This window comes from Mesorhizobium sp. B3-1-6, from assembly GCF_006439555.1.
GTDB lineage: Bacteria > Pseudomonadota > Alphaproteobacteria > Rhizobiales > Rhizobiaceae > Mesorhizobium.
Window position 1 is genome coordinate 17,348 of record NZ_VFTM01000039.1, and the last position, 26,572, is coordinate 43,919.

The 26,572-nt window shown below is 64.3% G+C and carries 24 protein-coding genes; 11 read left to right on the forward strand and 13 right to left on the reverse strand.

Going from position 1 to position 26,572, the window contains the following annotated elements:
• Window positions 1-43 precede the first annotated feature (43 nt).
• From FJ414_RS27060 to FJ414_RS27085, 6 genes are all read right to left on the reverse strand, one after another.
• Complete coding sequence (locus tag FJ414_RS27060; RefSeq protein ID WP_140647430.1) at window positions 44-973, reverse strand: anti-sigma factor; 930 nt, start codon at window positions 971-973, stop codon at window positions 44-46.
• Window positions 960-1,499 (reverse strand): sigma-70 family RNA polymerase sigma factor, encoded by a 540-nt coding sequence (locus FJ414_RS27065; protein ID WP_246672512.1) that lies wholly within the window; start codon window positions 1,497-1,499, stop codon window positions 960-962. Before FJ414_RS27065 ends, FJ414_RS27060 begins: the two co-directional genes overlap by 14 nt.
• 46 nt (window positions 1,500-1,545) lie before the next feature.
• Window positions 1,546-1,755 carry a hypothetical protein gene (locus FJ414_RS27070; RefSeq protein WP_140647431.1) on the reverse strand — a complete coding sequence of 70 codons (210 nt, stop codon included), beginning with the start codon at window positions 1,753-1,755 and terminating at the stop codon, window positions 1,546-1,548.
• A 248-nt stretch (window positions 1,756-2,003) separates the two neighbouring features.
• Window positions 2,004-3,392, reverse strand: coding sequence for a chromate transporter (gene chrA, locus FJ414_RS27075; RefSeq protein WP_140647432.1), 1,389 nt, complete (start codon window positions 3,390-3,392; stop codon window positions 2,004-2,006).
• Window positions 3,389-4,207 carry a sulfurtransferase/chromate resistance protein gene (locus tag FJ414_RS27080; protein WP_140647433.1) on the reverse strand — a complete coding sequence of 273 codons (819 nt, stop codon included), beginning with the start codon at window positions 4,205-4,207 and terminating at the stop codon, window positions 3,389-3,391. The genes chrA and FJ414_RS27080 overlap by 4 nt, the downstream gene beginning before the upstream one ends.
• A gap of 281 nt (window positions 4,208-4,488) precedes the next feature.
• Window positions 4,489-5,277 carry a 3-hydroxybutyrate dehydrogenase gene (locus FJ414_RS27085; RefSeq protein ID WP_140647434.1) on the reverse strand — a complete coding sequence of 263 codons (789 nt, stop codon included), beginning with the start codon at window positions 5,275-5,277 and terminating at the stop codon, window positions 4,489-4,491.
• A gap of 248 nt (window positions 5,278-5,525) precedes the next feature.
• Between FJ414_RS27085 and FJ414_RS27090 the strand changes: the two genes are divergently transcribed.
• Window positions 5,526-6,323 (forward strand): acetoacetate decarboxylase, encoded by a 798-nt coding sequence (locus FJ414_RS27090; protein WP_140647435.1) that lies wholly within the window; start codon window positions 5,526-5,528, stop codon window positions 6,321-6,323.
• Window positions 6,316-7,476, forward strand: a complete 1,161-nt coding sequence (locus tag FJ414_RS27095; protein ID WP_140647436.1) for a patatin-like phospholipase family protein — start codon at window positions 6,316-6,318, stop codon at window positions 7,474-7,476. Before FJ414_RS27090 ends, FJ414_RS27095 begins: the two co-directional genes overlap by 8 nt.
• Window positions 7,477-7,635: 159 nt before the next feature.
• Here FJ414_RS27095 and FJ414_RS27100 read toward each other — a convergent pair whose 3' ends face one another.
• The 3 genes from FJ414_RS27100 to FJ414_RS27110 form a co-directional block, all read right to left on the reverse strand.
• Entirely contained in the window at window positions 7,636-8,664 is a 1,029-nt protein-coding gene (locus tag FJ414_RS27100) for a CorA family divalent cation transporter (protein ID WP_140647437.1), read from the reverse strand.
• 84 nt (window positions 8,665-8,748) lie between these two features.
• The gene (locus tag FJ414_RS27105; protein WP_140647438.1) at window positions 8,749-10,359 is read right to left on the reverse strand and encodes an inorganic phosphate transporter; all 1,611 of its coding nucleotides are present in this window, start codon (window positions 10,357-10,359) and stop codon (window positions 8,749-8,751) included.
• A 130-nt stretch (window positions 10,360-10,489) separates the two neighbouring features.
• Window positions 10,490-11,023 (reverse strand): TetR family transcriptional regulator, encoded by a 534-nt coding sequence (locus FJ414_RS27110; RefSeq protein ID WP_140647439.1) that lies wholly within the window; start codon window positions 11,021-11,023, stop codon window positions 10,490-10,492.
• A gap of 146 nt (window positions 11,024-11,169) precedes the next feature.
• On the opposite strand from FJ414_RS27110, the gene FJ414_RS27115 reads away from it, so the two are divergent.
• Window positions 11,170-12,492 carry an efflux RND transporter periplasmic adaptor subunit gene (locus FJ414_RS27115; protein ID WP_246672513.1) on the forward strand — a complete coding sequence of 441 codons (1,323 nt, stop codon included), beginning with the start codon at window positions 11,170-11,172 and terminating at the stop codon, window positions 12,490-12,492.
• Window positions 12,489-15,572, forward strand: coding sequence for an efflux RND transporter permease subunit (locus FJ414_RS27120; RefSeq protein ID WP_140647440.1), 3,084 nt, complete (start codon window positions 12,489-12,491; stop codon window positions 15,570-15,572). Before FJ414_RS27115 ends, FJ414_RS27120 begins: the two co-directional genes overlap by 4 nt.
• A 125-nt stretch (window positions 15,573-15,697) precedes the next feature.
• On the opposite strand, the gene FJ414_RS27125 is transcribed toward FJ414_RS27120, so the two are convergent.
• Entirely contained in the window at window positions 15,698-16,153 is a 456-nt protein-coding gene (locus FJ414_RS27125) for a L,D-transpeptidase (protein WP_140647441.1), read from the reverse strand.
• A 630-nt stretch (window positions 16,154-16,783) separates the two neighbouring features.
• On the opposite strand from FJ414_RS27125, the gene FJ414_RS27135 reads away from it, so the two are divergent.
• Window positions 16,784-16,948, forward strand: coding sequence for a hypothetical protein (locus FJ414_RS27135; protein ID WP_140647442.1), 165 nt, complete (start codon window positions 16,784-16,786; stop codon window positions 16,946-16,948).
• 71 nt (window positions 16,949-17,019) lie between these two features.
• Here the strand turns inward: FJ414_RS27135 and FJ414_RS27140 are convergent, their stop codons facing one another.
• Window positions 17,020-17,721: a response regulator transcription factor gene (locus tag FJ414_RS27140; protein WP_140647443.1), complete on the reverse strand. Its 702-nt coding sequence runs from the start codon at window positions 17,719-17,721 to the stop codon at window positions 17,020-17,022.
• 93 nt (window positions 17,722-17,814) lie between these two features.
• Between FJ414_RS27140 and FJ414_RS27145 the strand changes: the two genes are divergently transcribed.
• Both FJ414_RS27145 and FJ414_RS27150 read left to right on the forward strand, forming a co-directional pair.
• The gene (locus FJ414_RS27145; RefSeq protein WP_226892102.1) at window positions 17,815-18,543 is read left to right on the forward strand and encodes a response regulator transcription factor; all 729 of its coding nucleotides are present in this window, start codon (window positions 17,815-17,817) and stop codon (window positions 18,541-18,543) included.
• Between the two features lie 136 nt (window positions 18,544-18,679).
• Window positions 18,680-20,788, forward strand: coding sequence for an ATP-binding protein (locus tag FJ414_RS27150; RefSeq protein WP_246672514.1), 2,109 nt, complete (start codon window positions 18,680-18,682; stop codon window positions 20,786-20,788).
• 174 nt (window positions 20,789-20,962) lie between these two features.
• On the opposite strand, the gene FJ414_RS27155 is transcribed toward FJ414_RS27150, so the two are convergent.
• Entirely contained in the window at window positions 20,963-21,373 is a 411-nt protein-coding gene (locus FJ414_RS27155; protein ID WP_140647444.1) for a hypothetical protein, read from the reverse strand.
• A 66-nt stretch (window positions 21,374-21,439) separates the two neighbouring features.
• Between FJ414_RS27155 and FJ414_RS27160 the strand changes: the two genes are divergently transcribed.
• Entirely contained in the window at window positions 21,440-21,871 is a 432-nt protein-coding gene (locus FJ414_RS27160) for a hypothetical protein (RefSeq protein WP_140647445.1), read from the forward strand.
• Window positions 21,852-23,054 carry an aromatic ring-hydroxylating dioxygenase subunit alpha gene (locus FJ414_RS27165; protein ID WP_140647446.1) on the forward strand — a complete coding sequence of 401 codons (1,203 nt, stop codon included), beginning with the start codon at window positions 21,852-21,854 and terminating at the stop codon, window positions 23,052-23,054. Before FJ414_RS27160 ends, FJ414_RS27165 begins: the two co-directional genes overlap by 20 nt.
• Before the next feature lie 42 nt (window positions 23,055-23,096).
• On the opposite strand, the gene FJ414_RS27170 is transcribed toward FJ414_RS27165, so the two are convergent.
• Entirely contained in the window at window positions 23,097-24,515 is a 1,419-nt protein-coding gene (locus tag FJ414_RS27170) for an aminotransferase (protein ID WP_140647447.1), read from the reverse strand.
• A 292-nt stretch (window positions 24,516-24,807) separates the two neighbouring features.
• On the opposite strand from FJ414_RS27170, the gene FJ414_RS27175 reads away from it, so the two are divergent.
• Together FJ414_RS27175 and FJ414_RS27180 are read left to right on the forward strand one after the other, a co-directional pair.
• On the forward strand, window positions 24,808-25,725 hold the full coding sequence (locus tag FJ414_RS27175) for an ABC transporter permease (RefSeq protein WP_140647448.1): 918 nt from the start codon (window positions 24,808-24,810) through the stop codon (window positions 25,723-25,725).
• The gene (locus tag FJ414_RS27180; protein WP_140647449.1) at window positions 25,722-26,543 is read left to right on the forward strand and encodes an ABC transporter permease; all 822 of its coding nucleotides are present in this window, start codon (window positions 25,722-25,724) and stop codon (window positions 26,541-26,543) included. The genes FJ414_RS27175 and FJ414_RS27180 overlap by 4 nt, the downstream gene beginning before the upstream one ends.
• Window positions 26,544-26,572: the final 29 nt, after the last annotated feature.

Consider the following 26,572-nt stretch of genomic DNA (forward strand, 5'->3'; position numbering starts at 1 on the left):
TTATCGGCCTCAAAAATAGCGGCGATAAAGAAGTTTCGTTTCCCTAACCCGGGCTGCCGGCCGCCGGATTGGCGATGATGGCGGCCCGGAAGCGGGCGACGAAATCGTCGAGCGCCGGGCGCTCGGCGTCCGAGATCGCCCAGTAGGAAAAGGCGTCGTCGGTCCAGTGGACCAGAAGGAAGCCGCCCGCCGAGAGATCGTCCGCCACCGGCACCGATTTGGCCTCGTTCTGCCGGGGTGCGGCCACCAGCGTGATCAGATGCTCGTGATGGCGGTAGACCAGTGCCGGCATCGGCCTGTCACCAATCACCTCGACACGGCCGCCAAGCAGCGCGTAGCCGTCCTTGGCCATGTCGGGCGCGGGCGGCGACACGCCGATGCGCCCGTCGAGCCATGGCTTCACCGTATGCCGGTCGGACGAGACGATGTCGACCGGCGTCGCCGCGAGCAGGCTGCGGCGATGGCCGTTGGCGACGGCCACGGCGAAGCTGTCGGACCCATTGTCCGCCGTCGTCAGCCATTGCGTCGCGCCGCTGGCCAGAAACGCCGTCAACACGATCGAGGCCGCCATCTGGCGCCAGTCGAAGGAGTTGAACCAGCGCGCCGCGCGTGGCCGCATCGCGATGACCTGGCCCTGCTGCTGTTGCGGCACGGAGGGCTGTGCCTCCACCCTCATATCTTCAGCCTCCGTGGCCTCCGCGACCTCGGGATCCTTCACCTCGGCGATCGCCGCGATGCGCGCCAAAAAGTCGTCACTGACGGTGGGCCGCGGCACATTGGCGAGCGCACCGCGCAGCGCCACCAGGCGCGCATGTTCGGCGGCGAGCTCCGGATCGGCGGCCATGCGCCGCTCGACCGCCAGGGCGGCCGCGGCATCGAGTTCGCCATCGACAAGGGCGTGGATCATCAGCTTCATATCCTGCGGGTCTTGCGGCAATCCATCCTCACGCGGGCGGTTTTCATGCGGGCTCATGGCGCCCTCCAAGTTCCGTCATCAAGAGACCGCGGGCCCGCGCCAGCCGCGACATCACCGTGCCTTGCGGCACGCCGAGCATGGTGGCGATTTCGCGGTAGCTGAGACCGTTGATGTCGCGCAGCACCACCGTTTCGCGGAAGGCTTGCGGCAGCCTTCCGATCGCCGCTTCCACCGCCGCCGAATTCGCCTTGGCGATCAGCACCGCCTCCGGGCTGTCGGCGTCGTTGTCCGGCGGCGGCGAGACGTCGTCGAGATCGGCGAGGTCGCCGACGGCAACCACGCTGCGCGGGCGGTTGCGCGCCATCCATGTGTAGGAAGCGTTGCGCACGATGGTAAGCAGCCACGCGCGGGAATTTCCCCCAGCGAACCCGGCAATGCCCGCATGCGCCTTGAGGCAGGCCTCCTGCACCACATCCTCGGCGTCGGCTTGATTGCCGGTCAGCCAGCGGGCAAGCGACAGCGCATCGCTGAGATGCGGCAGCACCACTTCGGCAAAACGCGCGGCCAGCATCTTTTCGCTCAACACCGTTCCGCCGTCGGGCGCTCCCGCCACGGGTCTGCCGCCGCCGTCAGCGGGAGGCGACGATCTGTCCCTGCTCGTGCGGGTGACGATCGCGACCGCAGGCGATGGCGCCTGCTTCGAGGGAGGAGAAGGCATTGGTGTCACCGGAGTCAAGTGTCTCGGAAGCAAGGGGCGCCTCGGAAGAGGACGGCGCATCGCTGGCTGCAACGGGATGCTCGCCGTCATGGTCGTGGATCTCGATGGTTGCGATCGGCACGGGATCAGGGCCGGCGGCGGGGCGGTATCGCCCAGAACAGATGCGCCCAGCTCCAACGCTCCAAGCGACGACGACGGCTGACACCTTCGCCCTCTTCAGCCCGTGCGTATTTGTCTTCGTGCCGCTTCATGATGGTCTCCGCTGTTGCGCACAAATGGCGCTTGCCCTGGAGACCGGCGGACCGGGCGGTTTATTCCCGGCCGGTCGGCTTTTTCGTTCACGCTAACGTGATCGGACGGCGTGCCCGCCTACAGCGCCAGCAGCGCAAGCCCCGCCAGCGCAGATCCTGCCAACGTCGGCAACATGCCGAGTTTCAGCCTGAACATGGCGACCATCGCGGCCGCCGACAGCAGCGCGGCACGCCAGTCGAGCGAGGACAGGACCGGAACCTCCACGCCCCAGCCGACGCTTGCTACCTTGCCGAAGACGACATGCAGCGCGAACCACAGCGCAAGGTTCATGATGACGCCGACCACCGCGGCGGTGATCGCGCCAAGCGCCGCCGCCAGCGCCTTGTTCCGTCTCAATTGCTCGATGTAGGGCGCACCGAGGAATATCCAGAAGAAGCAAGGGACGAAGGTGACCCAGAGCGTCAGCAGCGATCCGAGCGATCCAGCCAGCAGCGGGTTGGCAAAGCCGGCATGACGATAGGCGGCGGCGAAGCCGACGAATTGCAGCACCAGGATCAATGGCCCCGGCGTCGTTTCGGCAAGCCCGAGCCCATCGACCATTTGGCCGGGCGAAAGCCAGCCGAACGAGGTCACCGCTGCCTGCGCGACATAGGCAAGAACGGCATAGGCGCCGCCGAAGGTGACGACGGCCATCAGGCTGAAGAAGCCGCCGATCTGCGCCCAGACGCTCCCCGGCCCCGCCAACACAGCGATCAGCGCCGCCGGTCCCAGCCAGACCGGCAGCCAGATGGCGATGGTGCGGATGGCATGCCCTCGCTTCGGCATGGTGTGGCCGAGTTCGCCCCGCTCGAACATCAGGTCGACCGCGCCCCTGGTCTCGGTGCCGGCTGCAGTCTTGCCATGCGCCGAGGCGGAGAACAGCGCCGGCGCGAAGCGGTTGCCGGCCCAGCCGATCAGCCCGGCTGCGAGCACGATCAGCGGGAACGGCACCCGGACGACATAGATGGCGAGGAAGGCCGCCACGGCGATCGCCACCATCGCACGGTTCTTCAGCGCCCGCTTGCCGATGCGGATCACCGCCTCGACGACGACGGCGAGCACCGCCGCCTTGATGCCGAAGAACAGCGCCTCGACGACCGGCGCATCGTTGTAGAGCATGTAGAAGCCGCTCAGGCAGAGCATCACCAACGCGCCGGGCAGCACGAACAGGATGCCGGCCACGAGGCCGCCTGCCGTCCGGTGCAGCAGCCAGCCGATATAGACGGCAAGCTGCTGCGCCTCCGGGCCCGGCAGGAGCATGCAATAGTTGAGCGCGTGCAGGAACCGCTCCTCGCCGATCCAGCGGCGCTCCTCGACCAGTTCCTTGTGCATCAGCGCGATCTGGCCGGCCGGCCCGCCGAAGGAGAGCAGGCCGATCCTGGCCCAGAGCCGCGTCGCCTCGCGGAAGCTCGGCGCGGCCGGGATCTCGACCCGTCGCACAGCGGCGTCCTTGGCAAGCGCGCTCATTGTGCCTTGCCTCCAACCGGCCAGTTATGCGTCTCGTCGGTGGCGTCGCGGCACCAGCGGAAGAAGGCGTCGTAGAGAAGCATGCCGGCTTCGAGCTGTTCGAGGTCATCACGGAACATGCGCGACAGGCCAAGCGAAGCGGCGAGGAACCCGGCCGCCTGCGGCACGAGGTCGAGGCGCGCCGTATCGGCGGCGCGCACGATCAGCGCCAGGCGGTCGAGCGCATCGACGCGCAGTCCGAATTCCTCGACCATCGTGTCGAATGTGCAGCGATCGCCGCGATGGCTCCAGAGCACGCCTTCGATATCGAAGGGAACCGCGGCGAAGCGATCCGCGACCAGAGGCACCTCGGCAGCGTCGACGAACAGGAACACCGCATCGGGATCGACGAAGCGGCGGATCAGCCAGGGGCAGGCAATGCGGTCTACCTTCGGCCGGGAACGGGTGACCCATATGGTGCGGCCGTTCTGGTCGCGGGGCGGGATCGCCCCGCCCGCGACCAACGGCGCGCTGGCGGCCGCCCAGGCCTGGAAGCCGCCTTCCAACGACTCCGCCGGAATGCCTTCGTGGCGCAGCCACGCGGCAACGCCTTGCGAGAGTTTCTGCCCTCTCTGACAGATGACCACGACCTTGCGTCCCGAAAACTCCGACGCCCAGCTTGAGACAGTTCTGAAATCGCGCCGGCATGACGCCGGCAACAGGCGCGGGTCGGCTTCATAGTCCTCGTCGGTGCGCACATCGACCAGGCAAGGCGCATCGGACAAGCCGACAAGACGGGAAAGCTGCGGAACGGTGATTTGGGTTGTTGACGGCATTGCGTCCACCTCCAGAACACAGAGAGTTTGGACGCGATCGTTGGGCTGACGCCTCACGGGGTCGTCGCGAGGAACCCCTTGTCCAGGATGCTGGAACGCTCCTCTACGATTGTCAAGAATTCAAATTGCTAATGCATATCGCGCAAAAGTGTGCAGCGGTTTTGCGATAACGACATGCGTGAAAACAAAGGCTAAAGCGCGTCGCCTGAATCCGCTTCAGCGCGACACGCTCTTAGGGAAGATGGGAGCTCCGCCCTGTCTCCCTTAAACGGTCGTTGCCCTTACTGCGCCGTCCAGCCGCCATCCATCGGCAGGGTCGTGCCGGTGATCTGCTTGGCCGCGTCCGAGCACAGGAACAGCGTCAGCGCGGCAAGCTCTTCGACGGTGACGAACTCCTTGGTCGGCTGCGCCGCAAGCAGCACATCGTGCTTGACCTGCTCTTCGGTCATGCCGCGCGCCTTCATCGTGTCGGGGATCTGCTTTTCGACCAGCGGCGTCCAGACATAGCCTGGCGCGATCGCATTGACGGTGATGCCGTCCTGCGCGACTTCCAGCGCCACCGTCTTGGTCAGCCCCGCAATACCGTGCTTGGCCGAGACATAGGCCGACTTGAACGGCGAGGCGACCAGCGCATGCGCCGAAGCCGTGTTGATGATGCGGCCCCATTTGCGGCTCTTCATGCCCGGAACCGCCGCCTTGATGGCATAGAAGGCGGCCAAGAGGTTGATGCGGATGATGGCTTCCCATTTGTCGTCGGGAAATTCCTCGATCGGCGCGACATGCTGGATGCCGGCATTGTTGACCAGGATGTCGAGGCTGCCGAACGCTGCCTCGGCCTCGTGGACCATGGCGGTGACGGCGGCGCCGTCCATCATGTTGGCGCCCGAATAGCGGCACTTGACGCCGAAATCCTCTTCGATGCCGGCCCGCTCCTGCTCGATCGCCGCGGCGTCGCCCAGGCCGTTGATGGTGACGTTGGCGCCCTCGGCGGCGAAGGCGCGGGCGATTGCCAGGCCGATGCCGCTGGTCGAGCCGGTGACGAGCGCATTCTTCGAAGACAGGGAACCCATGGGAGATCTCGCGACAGGAGGACAGGAGGGAAGAGTATGAAGACGGACAGCCGGGAAGGCACATGATTTGTGCGCCGCAGCATCACAATGCCACACCCATATGTCGGCGCTATTACAGCTCCGCGATGGGGTTTGCCGGCTGTAGGAAGTGTCGTCTTGGCGCTGACACGGCACTGTCATGCTGCCGTGCAACATATTTGCCAGCGCATTCGCGCGGGGTCATTTCAAACCTGTTTGGGGCACCAGCCATGGAAATCGCCGACGTCGTGAAGCGGGCCTATGCGATGCCGCTCACCAACCCGTCCTTCCCGCCAGGCCCTTATCGCTTCTTCGACCGCGAATACATCATCATCACCTACCGCACGACGCGCGAGGCGCTGGAAGCCGTCGTTCCGGCGCCGCTCGAGATCGACGAGCCGCTGGTCAAATACGAATTCATCCGCATGCCCGACTCCACCGGCTTCGGCGACTACACCGAGACCGGCCAGGTCATCCCGGTGCGCTACAAGGGCCAGCATGGCGGCTATGTGCATTCCATGTATCTCGACGACGATGCGCCGATCGCCGGCGGCCGCGAGCTCTGGGGTTTCCCGAAGAAGCTCGCCAGCCCCAAGATCGTGCATGAAGGCGAAGTGGTGGTCGGCACGCTGCATTATGGCAGCGTTCTGTGCGCCACCGGCACGATGGGCTACAAGCACCGCGAGGCCGACCACGACCAGGTGCTCGCCTCGCTCGCCGCGCCCAATTTCCTCATCAAGATCATCCCGCATGTCGACGGCAGCCCGCGCATCTGCGAGCTGGTCCGCTACTACCTCACCGACATCACGCTGAAGGAAGCCTGGACGGCGCCGGCCGCGCTCGACCTTCGCCCGCATGTCATGGCCGACGTCGCCAAGCTGCCGGTGCTCGACATCGTCTCTGCCGTTCATTTCACCGCCGACCTGACGCTCGGCCTCGGCGAAGTCGTGCATGATTACCTCGATTACCTCGCGGACCACGGCCGATCGGCTGCCGGCGCGAAGGAGCTGGAGAAAGCCGGTGCTTGAGCGCAACCGCAGCAAGGCGGCCGCCGCCACCATCGCTGAAATCACGGCGCAATATGACCGCATCGCCCTGGTCTTCCAGGGCGGCGGCGCGCTCGGCGCCTATCAGGCGGGTGTCTATCAGGCGCTTGCCGACGCCGGCTGTGAGCCGACCTGGCTTTCCGGCGTCTCGATCGGCGCCATCAATGCCTCGATCATCGCCGGCAACGAGCCGAGCCGCCGCCTGCAGCGGCTGGAGCAGTTCTGGCAGACGATCTCGGGCCGCAAGATCTGGGCCTATACGCCCGAAGGCGACATCTACCGCGACATCCGTAACCAGACCTCGTCGTGGATGACCATGACGATGGGCCAGCCCGGTTTCTTCAAGCCGCGCAGTCCCAACCCCTGGTTCCAACTGACGGGAGCGGAAGGCGCCACCAGCTTCTACGACACCGCCGAACTCAAGGACACACTGGAGAGCCTGATCGACTTCGACGTGCTGAACGACGGCAAGAAGCGCTTGAGCGTCGGCGCGGTCAATGTCAGGACCGGCAACTTCGTCTATTTCGACACCGACAAGGTGCGCATCGAGCCGGAACACATCATGGCGAGCGGCGCGCTGCCGCCGGCCTTCCCCTCGATCCGCATCGAGGGCGAATATTACTGGGATGGCGGCATCGTTTCCAACACGCCGCTGCAATATCTGCTCGACCAGGAGGAGGATCGTTCCTCGCTGGTGTTCCAGGTCGATCTGTTCAGCGCCCGCGGCGTGCTGCCCCGCGGCATGGCCGACGTTCTGTCGCGCCACAAGGACATCATGTATTCCAGCCGCACGCGGCAGAACACCGACAACTTCCAGCGCATCCATGCGCTCAAGATGAAGCTGCTCGACGCGCTGAAGCGCGTGCCGCCGGACCAGCTCAAGGACGGCGAGAAGGAACTGATGGCCGACTATTCCGACGCCGGCGTGGTCAACATCGTCCACCTGATCTACCAGCACAAGGGCTACGAAGGCCACGCCAAGGACTACGAGTTTTCCGGCACCTCGATGCGCGAGCACTGGGAGATGGGCCTGGAAGACACCGAACGCACGCTGCGTCACAAGAAATGGCTGATGCTGCCCGACAATGCCGACGGCGTCACCATCCACGACCTGCACCGCGAAGACCCGACCTAAGGGTCATGGCCGCCCGGGCCGCGTCGCGGCTCGGGGTCCTGACGCACGTCAAGAAGCCTAATGCATGTCGCGCAAAAATGACCTCGGTTTTGCGACAACGACATGCATCAGGCAACGGCGTAAAGCGCGTCACGTGTATCCGTTTCGACGCGACACGCTTTAGAATTTGAGATCGGCGCCTGCCCGCAGCAACAGCCAGTAGAACAACCCGGTCGCCCCACCCGCAAGCAGCATCGCCAGCAGGAAGCCGCCATGCGTATGCGTGAACGGCAGTCCTTCTGTATTCATGCCGAAAATGCCGACGATCAGCGTTCCCGGCAGGAGCAGCGCGCTCATCACCGCCAGCGCCTTCAGGCTGCGGTTCGATTCGTCCGCGAGTTCCGCCGCGACCTCTTCCTGCAGCAGCCTTGCCCGGTCGTTGACCATGACGACTTCGCGGTCGAGCCTTTTGAGGCGAGCCGCCAGCTTGCCCAATATCTCATGCGCGCCGGCCGACAATTCCCAGCCGGCACGGTTCTCGTCCAGGAACAGCGCGACCTGTGCCGCGATCGGCCGGTGCAGCGACACCCCCAGGCGACGCACCTCCTTGATCCGGCGCCGCTCGTCGGCAAGGCGCTCGGTGACGAGACGGTCCTCGACCTCGTCAAGCTGCTTCGTGGCCAGCGCCAGCCGCCCGCTCGCGCTTCCGCAGAAGGCAAGCACGATAGCGCCGAACAGCTCGAAGGCGGTCGCCGGTTGGAGCCCTTGCGAAAGCGCCTTGTTCACCTCTTCCACCGCTGCCAGTGAATGGCGCCGGCCGGTCACCAGCAACCGGTCCGTCACGGCGAAATGCAGCCTGCCGATGGTGGTCGATCTGCGTCCGATCTCGCCATGCAGGTCGGCGGCGATACCGTGCACGACGCCCTTTTCATGCGCCAGCGCCATGCTGTCCTCATGGCCTTCGAGGATCGCATGCGCCGATTGCGGCAGAGCGCAGGCATGGCTGATCCAGGAATGTGCCCGCTGGTCGATGAGATCGACATGCAGCCAAACCCAGCCGTCCGGCGCGGCAAGCGCTGCTTCGATGTCCTTCGGCGCGATCGGCTGCGGCGCTTGGCCGGCGGCGCCGCGATAGGCCCAAATCAGGCCGGGCGCGTGGTGGCGGCTGTCGTCCCAGGCAAGCAGCGTCAGATGCGATGCCTCATTCATGGCCGCCACTCGATCAAATACTCGAAAGCAAGACGGCGCCCGAACCGGCGCCGTCGATGTTGCTGGTCAGGCAAGAACCGCCGCTCAGAAAACCTGGCGCAGGATCACGAACAGCACGAAGGCCAGCGCGATCGAGCAGGGCAGCGTGAGCACCCAGGCCAGCAGGAGGTTGCGCACGGTCGACCACTGCAGGCCGGAGCCATTGGCCGCCATCGTGCCGGCGACGCCGGACGACAGCACGTGCGTCGTCGACACCGGCAGGCCGAAACGGTCGGCCATGCCGATCGTCACCATCGCGACCAGCTCGGCGGCGGCGCCCTGGCCATAGGTCAGGTGGCTCTTGCCGATCTTCTCGCCGACGGTGACGACGATGCGCTTCCAACCGACCATGGTGCCGAGGCCAAGCGCCAGCGCCACGGCGATCTTCACCCACAGCGGGATGAACTTCGTCGCGTTGTCGACCGCCTTATGGTAGTCGGTCACCGACTTCAGGTCGGCGTCCTGCATCGGCAGCAGCTTCTTCTTGTCGATCAGCTTCAGCGCTTCGCCGATCAGGTAGATGTCATTACGCGCGTTGCTGACCAGGTCGGTCGGCACGTTGTCGACGGAAGCATAGGGCTGCAGCTCGGCAGTCGTGTTGTGGATATAGGTTTGCAGCGCAACGGTCGTCTGATCGTTCCATGTCTTGCTGCGCACGGCTTCCTGCACGGCTGCCTTTGCGGCATTGGCATCGGCAACGGTGACGCCGGGCTTGGCATATTTGCCCAGCGCCGTCTCGACGCTGGCGGAGGCCGACTTGTAGGCTTGGAGATAGTTGATGTCGGGCGTGCGGTTGAGCGCATAGGCGGTCGGCACGACGCCGATCAGGATCAGCATGATCAGGCCCATGCCCTTCTGACCGTCATTGGAGCCGTGCGCGAAGCTGACGCCGGTGCAGGTGAAGATCAGCAGCGCGCGAATCCACCATGGCGGCGGCGCGTTGCCCTTCGGCGCCTCGTAGAGCGCCGGATTGCGCACCAGGAGCTTCATGGCATAGAGCAGGATGGCCGCGGCGAAGAAACCGACGATCGGCGAGACCAGCAAGGTGGTGCCGACATTGGTCGCCTGCCCCCAGTCGACGCCGCTGGTGGCGCTTCCGGCCGGGGCCATGAACTGGTTGGCGAGGCCGACGCCGATGATCGAGCCGACCATCGTGTGCGAGCTCGAGGCCGGCAGGCCGAGGAACCAGGTGCCGAGGTTCCACAGGATCGCTGCGACGAGCAGCGCGAACACCATGGCGAAGCCGGATGACGAGCCGACCTGCAGGATGAGCTCGACCGGCAGCAGCGACAGGATGCCGAAGGCCACCGCGCCGCTCGAGGTCAGCACGCCGAGGAAATTGAAGACGCCCGACCACATGACGGCGAATTCGGCCGGCAGCGACCGCGTGTAGATGACGGTGGCGACTGCGTTGGCGGTGTCGTGGAAGCCGTTGACGAACTCGAAGCCCAGCGCAATCAGAAGGGCGATGCCGAGCAGGATCCAGGGCACCGTCTTGGCGATGGCAAGATCCTGGCTGAGCGCATAGCCGACATAGATGATGCCGACGAGCACCAGCACGCCGAAAGCCGGCAGGAACCATTTGGCACCGCCCGATTGTTCTAGGGGATGATCCGGTCTCGGGATCCCCGCCTCACTGGAAACTACGTCCACCATTGTCCCACTCCATTTGCATTGCAGCAAAGAACCGGGGAGGACGCTATGTCCCTAGGATGAAGCTGGTGTGACGCTCTTAACCGTTTGGTCACCACCAAACAGTTTGGTCACGACCAAACAGTTTGGCGACCTATCCGGCTATCTTCAGGAGCGAGGACACCAGAAGCTTGCGCTCGTCTTCGGACAGCACGTCTGAATCAAACAGATTCATGCTGCGCATCCCCTCGATGGCGAGAAAGCAGACCAGCAGCGAGCCGAGGTCGTCCGTCTCTCCCTTCAGCCGTTCGAACAGCTGGTGCTTGAAGGCCTTGATCGGCGTCAGAAAATCGGGATCTTCGGCGATCGCCGAGAACATCCAGGACGCCGAGGGTTTCGGCCGCTCGCAGTCGTCGGCCGACAACTTGATATAGGCTGAGAGCACGCTTTCGTGGCCGGCCGCGGTAGCGCGTGCTTCCAGCGCCTTCTGGAAATCGCTGAGATAGCTTTCGACCAGCCCCTGCATCAGCTTGGCCTTGGTTGGGAAGTTGTAGAGCAGGCCGCCTTTCGACACGCCGGCGCGGCTGGCGACCGCCTCGAGCGACAGGCTTCCCGGACCAGCCTCGCGCGCCACGTCGGCGGCGGCGGCAAGTATCTTTTCGCGTGAGTTGGCCCTGGGTACTCTCATCACGCCTCCCCCTACATTAGCCTAGGCGGAATTGACAAGACCGTCCAGCCGGTACAGTAAGGCGCGCCATTTGAAATCGGGACCTTTCGTCGATATGTGTCCCGGCATCGATTGATTTGCCGGTTGCCGGCTCGAGGGGACCATCCGTGAAGCGCTTTTTCATCATCGCCGGATTCTTGCTGCTGCTCGCCTTGGTATGCGTCGGCATCGTTGGTTTCAACTTCATGCGCGATGCCGGCATCAAGCAATTCTTTGCCACCATGAAGCCGCCGGCCGCTACGGTCTCGACCGTGATCGTCAAGCCGGCCGAATGGACGCCCGGCGTCGAGGCGATCGGTACCGTCAATGCCGTGCGCGGTGTCGACCTTACCGTCGAAACAAGCGGCATCGTCAAGGACATCCTCTTCCACGCCAACCAGAAGGTCGCCGCCGACGCCGTGCTCTTGCAGCTGGACGACGCGGTCGAGAAAGCCGATCTGGTGGCGCAGAAGGCGCAGGCCGCGTCGGACCAGGCGGCGCTGACCCGCGCGATCGAATTGCAGCGGCGCGGCGTCGGCACCGATGCGACGCTCGACGCCGCGCGCGCCGCGGCGGACGCTTCGGCCGCGCAGGTCAACAAGATGCAGGCCGTACTCGACCAGAAGCAGTTGTCCGCGCCCTTCGGCGGCACGGTCGGCATCCCGAAGATCGACGTCGGACAGTACCTGGCCCCCGGCAACTCCGTCGTGACGATCCAGGACCTCGACACGATGCGGGTCGACTTCACGGTTCCCGAGCAGCAGCTGCCGCTGCTCAAGATCGGCCAGACCGTCAAGCTCGGCGGCAGCCTCGCCGACATGACCTTTGCCGGCTCCATTCGCGGCATCGATCCCAAGATCGATCCGGCAAGCCGGCTGGTCTCGATTCGCGGCGAGGTCGCCAATCCGGAAGGCAAGCTGACGCCTGGCCAGTTCGTCCAGATCCGCGTCGAGCTGCCGCAGGAAAACAATGTCATCTCCGTGCCGCAGACGGCGGTGACGACCAGCCTCTATGGCGATTATGTCTTCGTGGTCGAGCCGGCAAAGCCCGCCGGGGCTGCCGCTGCCGCGCCGGCGAAGCCGGATGAGCAGAAGGCCGGCGCCGACAAGGCGGCCGGCGATCCCGCCAAGCCGCAGGCGGATGCCACCAAGCCGGCCGACGACGACGCGGCAAAGCCGGCGTACGCGAAGCCGGCCGACAAGGCGTCCGGCGACGCCGCCAAACCAGCCGACGCCGCCAAGCCGGCCGCGCAGCAGCCTGCGCTCACCATCTCGCAGGTGTTCGTGAAGCTCGGCCGCCGCAACAACGGCATGGTCGAGATCGCCGAGGGCCTCAAGGACGGCGACCAGGTTGTCACGGCCGGCCAGAACCGGCTCTTCAACGGCATGTCGGTTGCCGTCGACAACACCATCGATCCCAGCAAATCGGCGAACAAGCAGGTTCAGCAATGAGCTTTTCCGACCTCTTCATTCGCCGGCCGGTGCTCTCGACGGTGCTGGCCTGCATGATCCTGCTTCTGGGCTTCCAGGGCATCTTCGGCCTGTCGATCCGCCAGTATCCGAAGGTCGACGAGACGGCGATCACCATCACCACGGCCTATCCCGGCGCCAGCGCCGACCTGATACAGGGCTTCATTTCGGCCCCGATCGCGCGCGCCGTCGCCTCGACCGAAAACATCGACTACGTGACCTCGTCCAGCCGTCCGTCCTCGAGCACGGTCACCGTGCAGATGAAGCTCGGCTCCAACCCGGACGTCGCGCTCGCCGAGGTGTTGTCCAAAGTCCAAGGCGTGCGCGGCACCCTGCCGGACGCCTCCAAGGACCCGGTGATCGTCAAGGGCACCGGGCAGCAGTTCGCGATGATGTACATCTCGATGCAGAACCCGAACATGACGAAGGAGCAGCTCACCGAATATATCGAGCGCGTCATCCGGCCTCGCATCTCGACCGTGGAAGGTGTCGCCGACGTCCAGATCTTCGGCGCCCAGGAATATTCCATGCGCATCTGGATCGACCCGATCCGGCTCGCCGCCCGTGGCGCCACGGCCGTGGACGTGCTGACCGCGATCAACAACTCGAACTTCCTGTCGGCGCCGGGCAACACCCAGAACGAATATGTGGTCTCCTCGATCACCGTGCATTCGACCCTGCAGACGCCCGAGGCCTTCGCCCAGCTCCCGATCCGCTCGACGGATGGCCAGGTTGTGCGCCTGCGCGATGTCGCGCGAGTCGAGCTCGGCGCGGAGAACACCGACACCAGGGTGAGCTTCAACGGCAAGCCGGGAACCTTCCTGGCCATCTTCCCGACGCCCGCGGCCAACCCGCTGACGACGGCGGCGGCGCTGACCAAGCTCGTGCCGCAGATCCAGGATACGCTGCCGAAGGGCATGACGATCGAGATCGTCTACGACGCTACCGGGCAAATCAGCGCGTCGATCGAGGAAGTGTTCAAGACCATCGCCGAGGCGGTTGCCATCGTCATCGTCGTCATCCTTCTGTTCCTGGGTTCGTTCCGCTCGGTGATGATGCCGATCGTCACCATCCCGCTGTCGCTGATCGGCGTCTGCTTCATCCTGTTTGCGGTCGGCTACTCGATCAACCTTCTATCCCTGCTGGCCATGGTGCTGGCGATCGGCCTTGTCGTCGACGACGCCATCGTGGTGGTGGAGAACATCCACCGTCACATGGAGGAGGACCACATGTCGCCGATGCAGGCGGCATTCAACGGCATGCGCGAGATCGCGACCGCAATCGTGGCGATGACCATGACCCTGGCCGCCGTGTTCGCGCCGCTCGCCTTCACCGGCGGCCTGACCGGCGCGTTGTTCCGTGAATTTGCGGTGACGCTCGCCGGCTCGGTGGTCTTGTCCGGCCTTATCGCCATCACCATCACCCCGATGATGTCGGCACGTCTGCTGAAGGCCGGCCAGCACGGCCGCTTCCAGCGTATCGTCGACGGCACGTTCACACGCGTCGAACACCTCTATGAGCGGGCTGTCACCGCCTCGCTCAGGAACCGCCCGGTGACGCTGATCATCGTCGTCGCGTTGGTCGCCCTTACCGGCTTCATGTTCACCAAGACCTCGACCGAACTCGCGCCGGAAGAAGATCAGGGCTTCCTGCTTTCGATCGTGACCGCGCCGCGCTACGCGACGTCGGATTACACCGAGACCTACGTCAACCAGATCCTCGGCCTGGTGAAGGACATTCCCGAGACCAGGGCGCAGTTCTCGGCCGTTGCCTTTGGCGGCGCCACCAACAGCGCCTTTGTCGGCTTCGCCTTCAAGGACTGGGCGGAACGCAAGCGCAATTCGAAGGCGCTTCAGGCCGACATCCAGGGACGCATCTCCAAGGTCGCCGGCGTCGAGGCCTTCGTCTTCGCGCCGCCGACGCTGCCCGGTTCCGGCGGCGGCCTGCCGATTTCCATGGTCGTGCGCTCCACCGGCGACCCCTCGGAAGTCTTCGAGCAGGCGGAGAAGATCAAGAACAAGGCGCAGGCTTCGGGCCGCTTCATCGTCGTGCAGAACTCGATGGCTTACGATGCCCCGCAGGTGACCGTCACCATCGACCGCGAGCGCGCGGCGGCGTTGAACCTGCCGATTGCCGATATCGGCAACACCCTGACGCTGCTTGTCGGCGGCGCCGAGGTGGCGCAGTTCGACCGGGATTCCAACAGCTACGACATCATCCCCCAGGTGCCGCAGGAATTCCGCGACAACCCCGAGAAGCTCGGCGAATATTTCGTCCGCAGCGTCGACGGCAAGATGGTGCCGCTGTCGGCGGTCGTGAAGATTTCGACCAACGCCTCGCCGGCGGCCATCGAGCAGTTCAACCAGCTGAACTCCTCGACGATCTCGGCCTTGCCTCTGCCCGGCGTGACCACCGGCGACGGCCTGAAGGTGCTGGAGGACCTCGCCAAGGAGACCCTGCCCGACACCTTCTTCGTCGACTATTCCGGCCAGTCGCGGCAGGAGAAGGAACAGGGCAACACCATCCTGATCGCCTTCGCGGCGGCAGTGATCGTGATCTACCTGGTGCTGGCGGCCCAGTTCGAGAGCTTCCGCGACCCGCTGATCATCATGATGGCGGTGCCGCTGTCGATCTTCGGCGCGATCGTACCGCTCAACATCGGCCTGGGGACGCTCAACATCTACACCCAGGTCGGCCTGATCACGCTGATCGGCCTGATCACCAAGCACGGCATTCTGCTGGTGGAATTCGCCAACCAGCAGCGTGAGATTCATGGCATGCGGCGCCGCGACGCCATCATCGCCTCGGCCAAGGTGCGCCTGCGGCCGATCCTGATGACTACGGCCGCCATGGCGCTCGGCGTCGTGCCGCTGATCGTCTCCAGCGGCGCCGGCGCCGCGGCCCGCTATTCGATGGGCCTGGTCATCTTCACCGGCATCCTGGTCGGCACCATGTTCACGCTCTTCGTCGTGCCGATGTTCTACACCTTCATCGCCAGCAGGGACCTGCCGCATCTCGCCGAGAAGCCCGATCCGAAGCTGATGCCGGCGCTGCCGAGCTGAAGCGAGCCAAAAAAAGAGGCCGGAAATTCCGGCCTCTTTTTGGCGGTCGCCCCACGGCTTCGGCGCTATCCCGAAGGCGGCAACCCGCCTGCTACTTTACCCAGCCCGTTACTTGACCCAGTCTGCTACTTGACGATCACGATGCTGGTATTGCCGGGGCCGAAGACCTCGACGAGCTGATAGAAGTCGGCCGCCGCATCCGGATGCAGCCGCACGCAACCATGCGAGGCAGGACGGCCGAGACGGCTAATGGCATAGGTGGCGTGAACGGCGTAGCCGCCGCTGAAGAAGACCGAATGCGGCATCGGCGCGTTGTCGTATTTCTTCGAATACCACATTTCATGCATGCGGGTCGGCTTGAACGAGCCGGTCGGCGTGATGTGCCCCCTCGCGCCGGTCGATACCTTCCAGGTGTAGGTCGGGCGGCCGTCGACCGTGACTTCCATGACCTGCTGCGACAGCGAGACCTTGGCGACGATCTGGTTGGCATGCGCGGCATTGCCGGCGCCGAAGAGCAGAGCCGCGCCGGTGAGCGCGGCGGCGGTGACATTGATGAGCTTGGCGGAAATGGCGGTGTGCATGACGATCCCTCTGTTTTCGCCGTTGTGTCCGGCTTCAATTTCGATGGACCGCCTTATCGAGACTGCCTGTTTCAGGTCAATTTCGCTTGGTGCTCGTTTTTGTTTCGAATTTGTTTCTAGAAATCAACAAGATGTCTCCGAAGACGGGTGCTGCTAGACCTTTCCAAGGTAAGGGATAGAGGGTTGGACAATGGGGTCGGGAAACGAAAGTTCACTTCATCCATATATGAAAGAAACGCAGCCCCTTTTGAAACCAATCTGCAACAAAGTGCAGCCACGGCGGCATGATCTGGATACAGGCCGGCGTCAGATTTGACGCAACGGGAACAGACATCTGCAAACGAAAATGCGCAGGAAATCGAAATGACGCTGGCGGCGATGACGTCCGGCGAGGTTTCGACGCTGCACATGGCTCTGTTCATCGCCACGGTCTGGATTTGTCCAGCCTGCGCGTCCACCGGCTGAAGGCCCTCTGGCGGGTCGGCCTTCGGCTGATGCGGACACGCGGCCCCTCCGGCTACTTGCTGCCGAGAGGACCGAAGGCCCGCGCCGCAGCGGGGGCTCCGTCAGCGGCGCGGGCGCTTCGGGAGTTTCCTGAAGCACCGACGATTTCGAGATTGGGGTTTGAAGATGAAGACGAAATTTGCCGCTTCTGTGCTTTCCGCGCTGCTCTACGCGCAGGGTCTGCTCGGCTTCGCCGCGCTGGCGACGGTGTTGCTCAAGGAGCGCGCCAAGGCGGAGATAACCGCCAGCGCGGACCTTCCATCCGGCCCCTCTGTCATCGTGGTGCGCTGAGCGCCGGGCGTCGGACCCGGAATGACCACCGCTTGGGAAAGCCGATGCTCAAACGCCTCGCCGATCGGAACTTACTCGTTGCGCGGGACCGGCGGATCGAAACGATAGCCGGCGCCCCTGATGGTGGTGATGGTCTCGGTGTCGAGCTTGCGGCGCAGCCGCACGATGCGCGAGTCGATCGAACGGTCGAATGCGTCGGCATTCTCGGCCGGCGCCGCGGCAATGATGTCGTCGCGCGTCAGCACCTTGCGCGGGCTCGCCAGGAACAGCCTGAGCAGCGCCACCTGCCCCGGCGAAAGCTGATCCTCCGAGCCCGAGCGATGCATCACCATGGCCGACCGCAGATCGACGGTGGCGTTTTCCAGCACGATCAGTTCGCCGGCGGCCCTGCCGCGTCTGGTCAGCAGGCCGCCGATACGCGCGGCAAGCTCGCGCACGTTGAGCGGGCTTTCGATGACGTCGGCAGCACCGAGTTCGAGCGCCAGCACCTTGTCGACGAGGTCGCCCGGCCGGCAGATCAGGATGAAATCGGGACCGCCCTCGCCGCCACCGCCTTGGCCGCTGTAACGTTTGAGCAGTTCGCGGCTCTCGGCCTGGGTGACGCCGTCGCCAACCACCACGACATCGATACCGCCGGCCGAAAGCAGCGTCTCCGCTTCCCAGGGCTGGCGCGCCTGGCGCACGTCGTGCCCACGCCGGTCGAGATGATCGGCGAGATCTTTAGCCACCACCTCGGCGACGGACACAAGCGCGATGACGGATCGTGCGGCCATTTTCTTCACCCCGCCACAGACAACTCGAGATGAGTGCTGGACATCATGTTTATACCCAATCTACTTTCCGCTGAAAGCGGGAGCGAGCGCGTCGTGAAGGCACGCATCATCGTCGTCGAGGACGAACCGGATTTGAGGGAGGCTGTGGCCGAATATCTCGGCGCCAGCGGCTATGACGTCGTCACGGCCGAAAATGCGGCCGTGGCGCGCGCGCTGTTCGAGGCGCAGTCCTTCCACCTCGCCATCCTCGACATCGCCATGCCTGGCGAGGACGGGCTGTCGCTCGGCCGCTGGCTGCGCTCGAAAACGCAGATCGGCATCATCTACGCCACGGCCGCCGGCACCGCGCTCGACCGCATCGTCGGGCTGGAGCTCGGCGCCGACGATTACATCGTCAAGCCGTACGAATTGCGCGAGGTGCTGGCGCGGGTGCGCAGCGTGCTGCGCCGCGTGCCGCTGCCCGCCGAGCCGCAGGCGGCGAAGGCCGAAACCGGCAATCGCCGCTTGATGAATTTCGGCGGCTTCCAGGCCGATTTCGACGGCCGTCTGGTCATCGGCGCCAATGGCGCGGTCATCGAGATGGCCAAAAGCGAGTTCGACGTGCTCGAGGTTTTTCTCACCCGCGCTAACCGGCTTCTGACGCGAGCGGCGATTTCGGAAGCCATCGGCTTCGTGGAGGATCCGGAATCCTCGCGCGCGGTCGACATCCGCATCATGCGGTTGCGAAAGAAGATCGAGGCCGATCCCGCCAATCCGAAATTCCTGCGCACGGTGCGCGGCGAAGGCTATATCTTCTCGCTGCCGAGCGGCGACAGCAATTGAACCAGCCCAATGCATGTCGCCCAAAAGTGCGCAGCGATTTTGGGAACGACATGCGTCAAAATACAGACTTGAATCGCGGCGCTCGAATCCGTTTCGACGCGACGCGCTTCAAGCGGGCTCCGAGAGACGGCCGACCATGACTGCTGATACAGCACGCGCCGATACGCATGGCTCGCGCCCGGGCGGCGCCGCTATGGCGGCCGTCCATGTCGTGCGCCGCCTGCGCGAGGCAGGCGACTGGCAGCGCGAGATGGACGACATACTGCGAACAATGTGCCGCAAGATGGATTGCCAGCGCGGCATTCTCTTCCGCCTGCGTGAATTGCCGGGCGAAGGCTTCGCCCAGTCCGTCGCCGCTTATTGGATCGACCCTGACTTCGGCGGCGAGCTGGCGTCGCCCTCGGTGATCATGCAATCGATCATCAACTCGGACTCGCTGCTGGAGCAGTTGCAGGAGGATGAGCGGCAAGGCAAGATTTTCTCCGGCCACACACGCGACCTCGACGGTTTCCTGCGGACCGATTTCGAGAAGCAGAACATCAGGTCGTTCCTGTCCGTCTCGGTGTTCGCGCATGGCCACCTGTGGGGCACGCTGGCCGTCAACGACTGCGTCGCCGAGCGCGATTGGACGGACGAGGAAGAAGCGACCCTGCACATCATCGCCCTGGCGATCGGTGACGCCATCGAGCGCTCGCCGTCCGAGGCGCATGCCAGCGAAGTGATCCGCCGCACCATGCTGCAGGCCTCGCTCGACGCCATCATCGTCATCGACGAGGCCGGTTCGATCATCGAGTTCAATCCGGCCGCCGAGAAGATGTTCGGCTTCCAGCGCAGCGCCATCCTTGGCAAGGACCTGCTCGATACCATCGTTCCGATATACTATCGCAAGGGCTATGCCTCGGGCGCCGAATACATGGCCGGGCGCGGCGCGCCGATGGTCGGCCAACGGCTGGAGACCGTCACCCAGAACGCCGCCGGCGAGATCTTCCCGATCGAGCTTACGGCGACCGAGATGCGCGTTGCCGACCGCCGCCTGATCTTCGGCTCGATCCGCGACCTGCGCGAAAAGCTGCAGGCCGAGGAAGAGATCAACCGCCAGCGCGAGAAGCTGCACCAGAACGAGAAGATGGCGGCGATGGGCTCGCTGCTTGCCGGCGTCTCGCATGAGCTCAACAACCCGCTGGCGGTGGTTGTGGCGCAGTCGACGCTGCTGCACGAATTCGCCAGCGATCCGCAGACCAAGGTCCGCGCCGAAAAAGTGCGCGCCGCCGCCGAGCGCTGCGGCCGCATCGTCAAGAGCTTCCTGTCGATGGTGCGCCTGCATCCGACCGAGCAGGCCGAGACCGATCTCAACCAGGTGATGCGCTCGGCGCTCGAGGTCACCGCCTATGGCGCGCGCTCCAGCGGCATCGTCATCGACACCGATTTCGCCAGCGGGCCACTGCTTGCCATGGCCGACGCCGATCACATCACGCAGGTGGCGGCGAATTTCCTTATCAACAGCCAGCACGCGCTGGCCGGCGTCACCGGCGAGCGGACCATCAAGGTGCGGACGTTTCGCAACGAGCACGGCAATCCGGGCTTTTCCGTCGAGGACAACGGCCCCGGCATTCCCGAGGCGATCCGCGCGCGCATCTTCGAATCCTATTTCACCACCAAGCCGGTCGGCGTCGGCACCGGCATCGGCCTGTCCATCTCGAAGTCGATCGTCGAGCGCCACCACGGCAACATCTGGTTCGAGGAGGTCGAGCCGCACGGCGCGCGCTTCGTCGTGCAATTGCCGGCGATCGCCGGTGAGGCGGCAAAGGCCGGCGAGAGTGCCGTACGCTCGAGCGGACTGCGCCATGCCTTGATCATCGACGACGAGCCCGACGTCGCCGGTTCGCTTTCAGATATATTGGAGCTGATGGGCCTGAAGTCACGCGTCGTGGCAAGCTGGACGTCCGCCGCCGACGTGCTGAACGGCCATATGCCGCCCGACATCGTCTTTTCCGACCTGCGCATGCCGGGCACCAGCGGCATGGCGATCTATCGCGAACTGTTGGTCGAGAAGCCGGTGCTGGCGAAGCGCTTTGTGCTGGTGACCGGCGATCTGATCGGCGCCAAGGCCGAGATCGAAGCCTTGCCGCCGCAGCAGCGGCCGCAAATCCTGGAGAAGCCTTTCTCGACGCTCGACGTCCGCGGCATCCTCTCAACCGTCGCCGACGAGGTCGCCGCCGCAGCCGACAACGGCGCCCACAATTGAGCCGACCGGTCTGAGGCAAGAACAAGATCGCAAAAGATGTGGCCGAGTGTTGCCCTCGCGCCGCCACAGGGGCTGTTGAGATTCAGGTCAGGCCGAGCCGAAAAAAGAGGCTCCCGACCGACTTTCGCGGCGGGAGCCTGACTGGAGCGCAGGAGGGTGCGCTCAGGGGAGGTCTTAAAAAACGTTCGGCGTGTTGGTGAGCGGCGCGGCGTTGGCGATCATGCGCACCGCGCGTTCCCTGTGCTGGCCGGACTGCTCGGCGATGGCGCGCAGGCAGTCGACGCTCTCGGCGCCCCAATTCTGGCCCTTGCAGGCAAAGTCGATCGAAGGTTCCGGCAGGCGGGCGGTCTTGAGCGTGGTCTGGGCGCCCTCGATGACATTGACCGGCGGATTGATCGAGGCGAAAGCCGGACCTGAGGCAGGTGCCGCCAGCATGGCGACAAGGGCGCAGGCGCCGATCAGCGTGAACATCGCCATCGGATGGTCGCTGGCGCGCTGGCGCAGCGCAAGCTTCGGCCGGCGGTCATTGCGTTCCGGCACATCAAGGCGGCGATTGGCGTCCGTGGCGCGAGCTTTCGCAAACATCGTTGTTCCCTTCGTTATCTTTCTTTTTGCTATGAAACGAACATAATCGCACCGGGTAACAGCCGAATGATCGGCGATGGCTGCCTGTGTAACAGGATTGAAACAGGCGCCGGACGCGCCGGCATTCCCAATCCGCGGCAACCGCTCGACGGCCATCGAAGCTGGTCGGCGCAGATATGCGCTTGTCGCGCGCCGCCGACTGTAAGCAGCCTCACACAGCAATACCTGAATCGAGCGCGCCGCCGCTGTCTGCCGCACGCCCGTGACCCGTCGAAACAGGCTTTCTCCGAGACGGTATCCGCCTTCCGAATTGCCGTTCCGCTTCCTCGATTAACACCCGGATTTTCCGGTATTTTTCCGGCTCAGGCGAGGCCAGACTTTCCGCCATGGAATTTCCACATTTCCGCAAGCCATTGCATTTCAATGAAAAATATGTTTATATTGAATGAGTATTCAACAAAAAAGAAGAGCATGCCCCATGAACCCGCACCTCCGTGACGTGGCGATCCCCAACGATTGGGACCGGCGGGGTTTGCCGGGGTGGAGTTACCATTCCAACGCCCTTCTCGAGCTCGAGAAGGAATATGTCTTCCGCAATCACTGGCAGATCGCCGGCCATGTCTGCGACGTGCCCAACGCTGGTGACTATCTGACCATGGACGTCATCGGCGAGCGCGCGCTGATCGTGCGCGGCAAGGACGGCGTCGTGCGCGCCTTCAACAATATGTGCCGCCACCGCGGCAGCCGCGTCGTCGCCGACAGCCAGGGCACCTGCAAGAACGCCCTGGTATGCCCGTTCCACGGCTGGGTCTACAATCTCGACGGCACACTGCGGGGCGCCGCCCGTCCGCGCTCCTTCCCCGAGCTCGACAAGACCGAGTTCGGCCTGATGCCGCTCGACCTCGAAATCTGGATGGGCTTCATCTTCATCCGCTTCCGCAAAGGCGGTCCGCAGCCTTCGGTGGCCGAACTGCTGAAGCCGATCGAAGCCGAGATGGCACATTACAATATCGCCGACATGGTGCCGTCCTGGGGCATATGGACCCAGAAATCGCCGGTCAACTGGAAGTCGGTGCGCGACGTCGACAATGAAGGCTATCATGTCGCCATGGCGCATCCGGCGCTGCAAGACCTCTATGGCGCAACCTATTTCGACGAACCCTTCATCAACGGCGTGTCGCGGTCCTTCGCCACCTACAATCCGCATGCCGGACGGCGCTGGAGCGTTCGCGAGTACATCAAGCTCGCGCCCGAGGCCGCGCATCTGCCGGAGCATCTGCGCAAGGCCTGGATCTATTACGGCATCTTCCCCAACAACGCGTTGTCGATCATGCCGGAATCCGTCCAGTTCTATCAGGAGTTCCCGTTGTCGACCGGCGAGACGCTGCTGCGCGGCGCCATCTACCGCTACAAGGACGAGACGCGCGAGCAGGCCGCGGCGCGTTACCTCGCCTACCGCATCGACCGCGACACGATGAGCGAGGACGTCCAGCTTTCGGTGTGGTCGAACGAATCCATGCTGTCGGAAGCCTTCGAGGGCTTCTATCTCTCCGACCTCGAATATGGCGTGCGCACCCACCACGACCATCTGCGCAAGCAGGTCCCGGTTCTCGGCCTGGAAACCGCGCCCGAGGAAAAGGACATGTGGGGGCTGAACGACGCACTGCGGTCGAGGGGGTGAGGCTCTTCCTTCTCCCCGTGAAACAGGAGCAGGAAGAGACGGTCACCCCCGCCACACGCCCTCTTTCCGCAAATCATCCATGGTCCGCGAAATGCCTTCGCGCAGGATGCCGACCATGTCGTCGACCTGCTCGCGGCTGATGATCAGCGGCGGCGACATCACGCACATGTTGATCAGCGGCCGCACTAGGAGGCCGAGCTCGTGGCAATGCGCGTCGATGCGCTTTCCCACATCCTTGTCGAGCTGCAGCGGATCCTTGCTCTCGCGGTCGGCGACGCATTCGACGCAACCCATCAGGCCGAGGCCGCGCACCTCGCCGACCAGCGGCAGCTCTTCCAACGTCTTCAGCTGCGCCTGGAAATAGGGCGCGATCTCGCGCGTGTGGGCGAGCACGCCCTCTTCCAGCAGGTCGAGATTCTTCAGCGCCACCGCGCAGCCGATCGGATGGCTGGTGTAGGTCAGCCCATGGCCGAACAGCGCATCCGGATGGTTGGACCGGCGCAGCTCTTCCAGCAGCCGCTCGGAGATGATGACGCCGCCGAGTGGGAAATAGCCCGATGTGACGCCCTTGGCGAAGGTGATCATGTCCGGGTCGATGCCGAACACGTCGCCGGAGGCAAAGACATGGCCGAGCCGCCCGAAGCCGGTCACCACCTCGTCCGAGACATAGAGGATATCGTTCGCGCGGCAGATCTCGCGGATGCGTTTCAGATACCCGTCCGGCGGCACGATGACGCCTCCGGAAGCCTGCACCGGTTCGCCGACAAAGGCGCCGATCCGGTCGGCGCCGACACGCGCGACGGTGTCGCGGAACTGGTCGACCAGGAAATCGGTGAAGGCGGCAATGCTCATGCCTTTCGGGCGCCGGAACGGATCGGGCGAGGACAGCTTGACCACCAGCTCGTCGGCGCCGTCCATCCAGTCGCGGTCGCGCGGGCGGCCGTTGAGCGAGGCCGACAGATAGGTCGAGCCGTGATAGGCGCCGCCGCGGCTGAGGATGAGCTTCTTCTCCGGCCGTCCGCGCACATTGTTGTAGAACTGCATGAAGCGCAGCGCCGTCTCCACCGCCGAAGAGCCGCCGGTGGTGAAGAAGGTGTGGCTGAGGTCGCCAGGCGCCGCATCGGCGATGCGCCGGGCAAGCTCGGCCGAGGGCGCGTTCATCGTGTACCAGGGCGTGTTGTAGGAGAGCGCCATCGCTTGGTCGTACATGACCTTGGCCAGTTCCTCGCGGCGATGGCCGACATTGATGCACCACATGCCGGCCGGGCCGTCGATCAGGCGCTTGCCGGAGCCGTCGGTGATGTAGATGCCGTCGCCCTCGGCGATCAGCGCGCGAGCTTCGTTGCCGACCGAGCCGGCATAAGGCCAGGGCTGCACGAGATGGCGCTTGGCAAGCTCGACCGCGTCCTCATCGCCGGGCTCGATGAGTTCGCTTGCCTTGATCTTGCTTTGAGCCGCCATTTTCGCCTCGCATTGCCAGGGTTGTCGAATTTTCCTCGGATATCAAACGGCGTGGAAAACCAGGGAAATTCGGCTTTTCATCACTTCATTTTGAATATCCGTTCAATCAATATCGCAGAAATAGCGCTTGATTTCAATCGGCGGATGCGCTCATGATGAAAGAAAGCCGGCAAGCCAGGGAGCGATCGCGCTCCGAGCATAAATCGGGAACAGGCAACCGGCGCCACGAATGGGAAGGCCGCATGGCGGGACAGTCCGAGCCAGCTACTGAAATCACGCCCGGAGCGCTGCAATGACAGCGGCTGCGGAAGGGTCGCCCCCGCTGCGCATGGCGGGATCGAGACGAAGCCCCTTTCTGCAATCGGAAGCCGTCCAGGGCTTTGCCCTGATCAGTCCGACCTTCGTTTATGCCCTTATTCTTCTCGTCCTGCCGATCCTGGTCGTCATCGCGCATTCCTTCTGGACGCAGAACTATCTCACCATCGACCACACATTCACGCTGGAGAATTACCGGATCGCGCTGACCGAGCCGATCTACCGCGACCTGCTCTGGCGCTCGCTCTACATCTCGCTGACGGTCAGCCTGCTGACCGTGGCCCTTGCCTACCCGATCGCCTATTTCATTTCCTTCCATGGCGGCCGCCACAAGAGCCTGTGGCTGTTCCTCATAACCATCCCGTTCTGGACCAGCTACCTGCTGCGCGTGATGTCGTGGAAAGTGATCCTCGGCTATAACGGCGTGCTCAACTCCGGCCTGATGGGCCTCGGCATCATCCAAGAGCCATCGGACGCGCTGCTCTACAATTCCACCGCCGTCATCATCACGCTGACCCATGCCTGGGCGACCTTCGCCATCCTGCCGATCTTCGTTTCGCTGGAGAAGGTCGATCGCACGCTGGTCGAAGCGGCGACCGACCTCGGCGACGGGCCGTTGCGCTCCTTCCTGCGCGTCACCTTGCCGCTATCGGCGCCCGGCGTCATCTCGGCGGCGCTGATCGTCATGATCCCGACCGTTGGCGACTACGTCACCCCGAAGCTGGTCGGCGGCAAGGACGGCGTGATGATCGCCAACGCAATCCAGGCGCAGTTCGGCAAGGCGTCGAACTGGCCGCTGGGTGCCGCGCTCTCCGTCACCACCATGATCATCGTCTCGCTGATGGCCGGCGCCACCGTGCTGGTCTTCCGCGCCCTGCGGAGGCTGGCACGATGACGGCGATAAGACGTTTCTTGCCCGGCTGGCTCTCGAGTTACGCCGTCCTCTATCTGCTTTTCCTTTATCTGCCGGTGATCTTCCTGCCGATCTTCTCAATCAATACGGCAGCGACGCCGAAATTCCCGCTCTCGGGCGTCACGCTGCACTGGTACGAGGACCTGCCGCGCACGCCGGCGCTGATCGACGCCACCTGGAACAGCCTGCTCGTCGGCGTCTCCGCCGCGATCCTGTCGACGGTGCTGGGCATCCTCGCCGCCCGCTCGATCACCCGCTACCGTTACCCGGGCCGCCGCGCCATCAATGGGCTGATCATGGCGCCGCTGGTGCTGCCGGAGGTAATCGTCGCCATCTCCATGCTGCTGGTCATGCTGCAACTCGGCTTGAGCCTGTCGCTGTTCACCGTCGTGCTCGGCCATGTGCTGGTCTGCATTCCCTATTCGATGACCGTGCTGACCTCCGGCTTCGAAGGTTTCGACCGCAGCCTGGAGGAGGCTTCCGCCGATCTCGGCGAGAGCGCCTTCGGCACCTTCCGGCGCGTGACGCTGCCGATGGTCGCGCCGGCGATCATCTCCAGCCTGCTCGTCTGTTTCACCATCTCGCTCGACGAGTTCATCATCGCCTTTTTCCTCACCGGCACCGAGGCGACGCTGCCGATCTACATCTGGGGCCAACTGCGTTTCGCGGCCAAGCTTCCCGGCGTGCTGGCGCTCGGCACCTTGCTGCTCTTTGCGTCCTTCCTGCTGATGACGATTGCCGAAATCCTGCGCCGCCGTGCGGCGAGACGCACCCAGAATGAGGGAGGCCTCTATGCTTGAGCGGGTCCAGTCCGAGCGCACGCAATCGG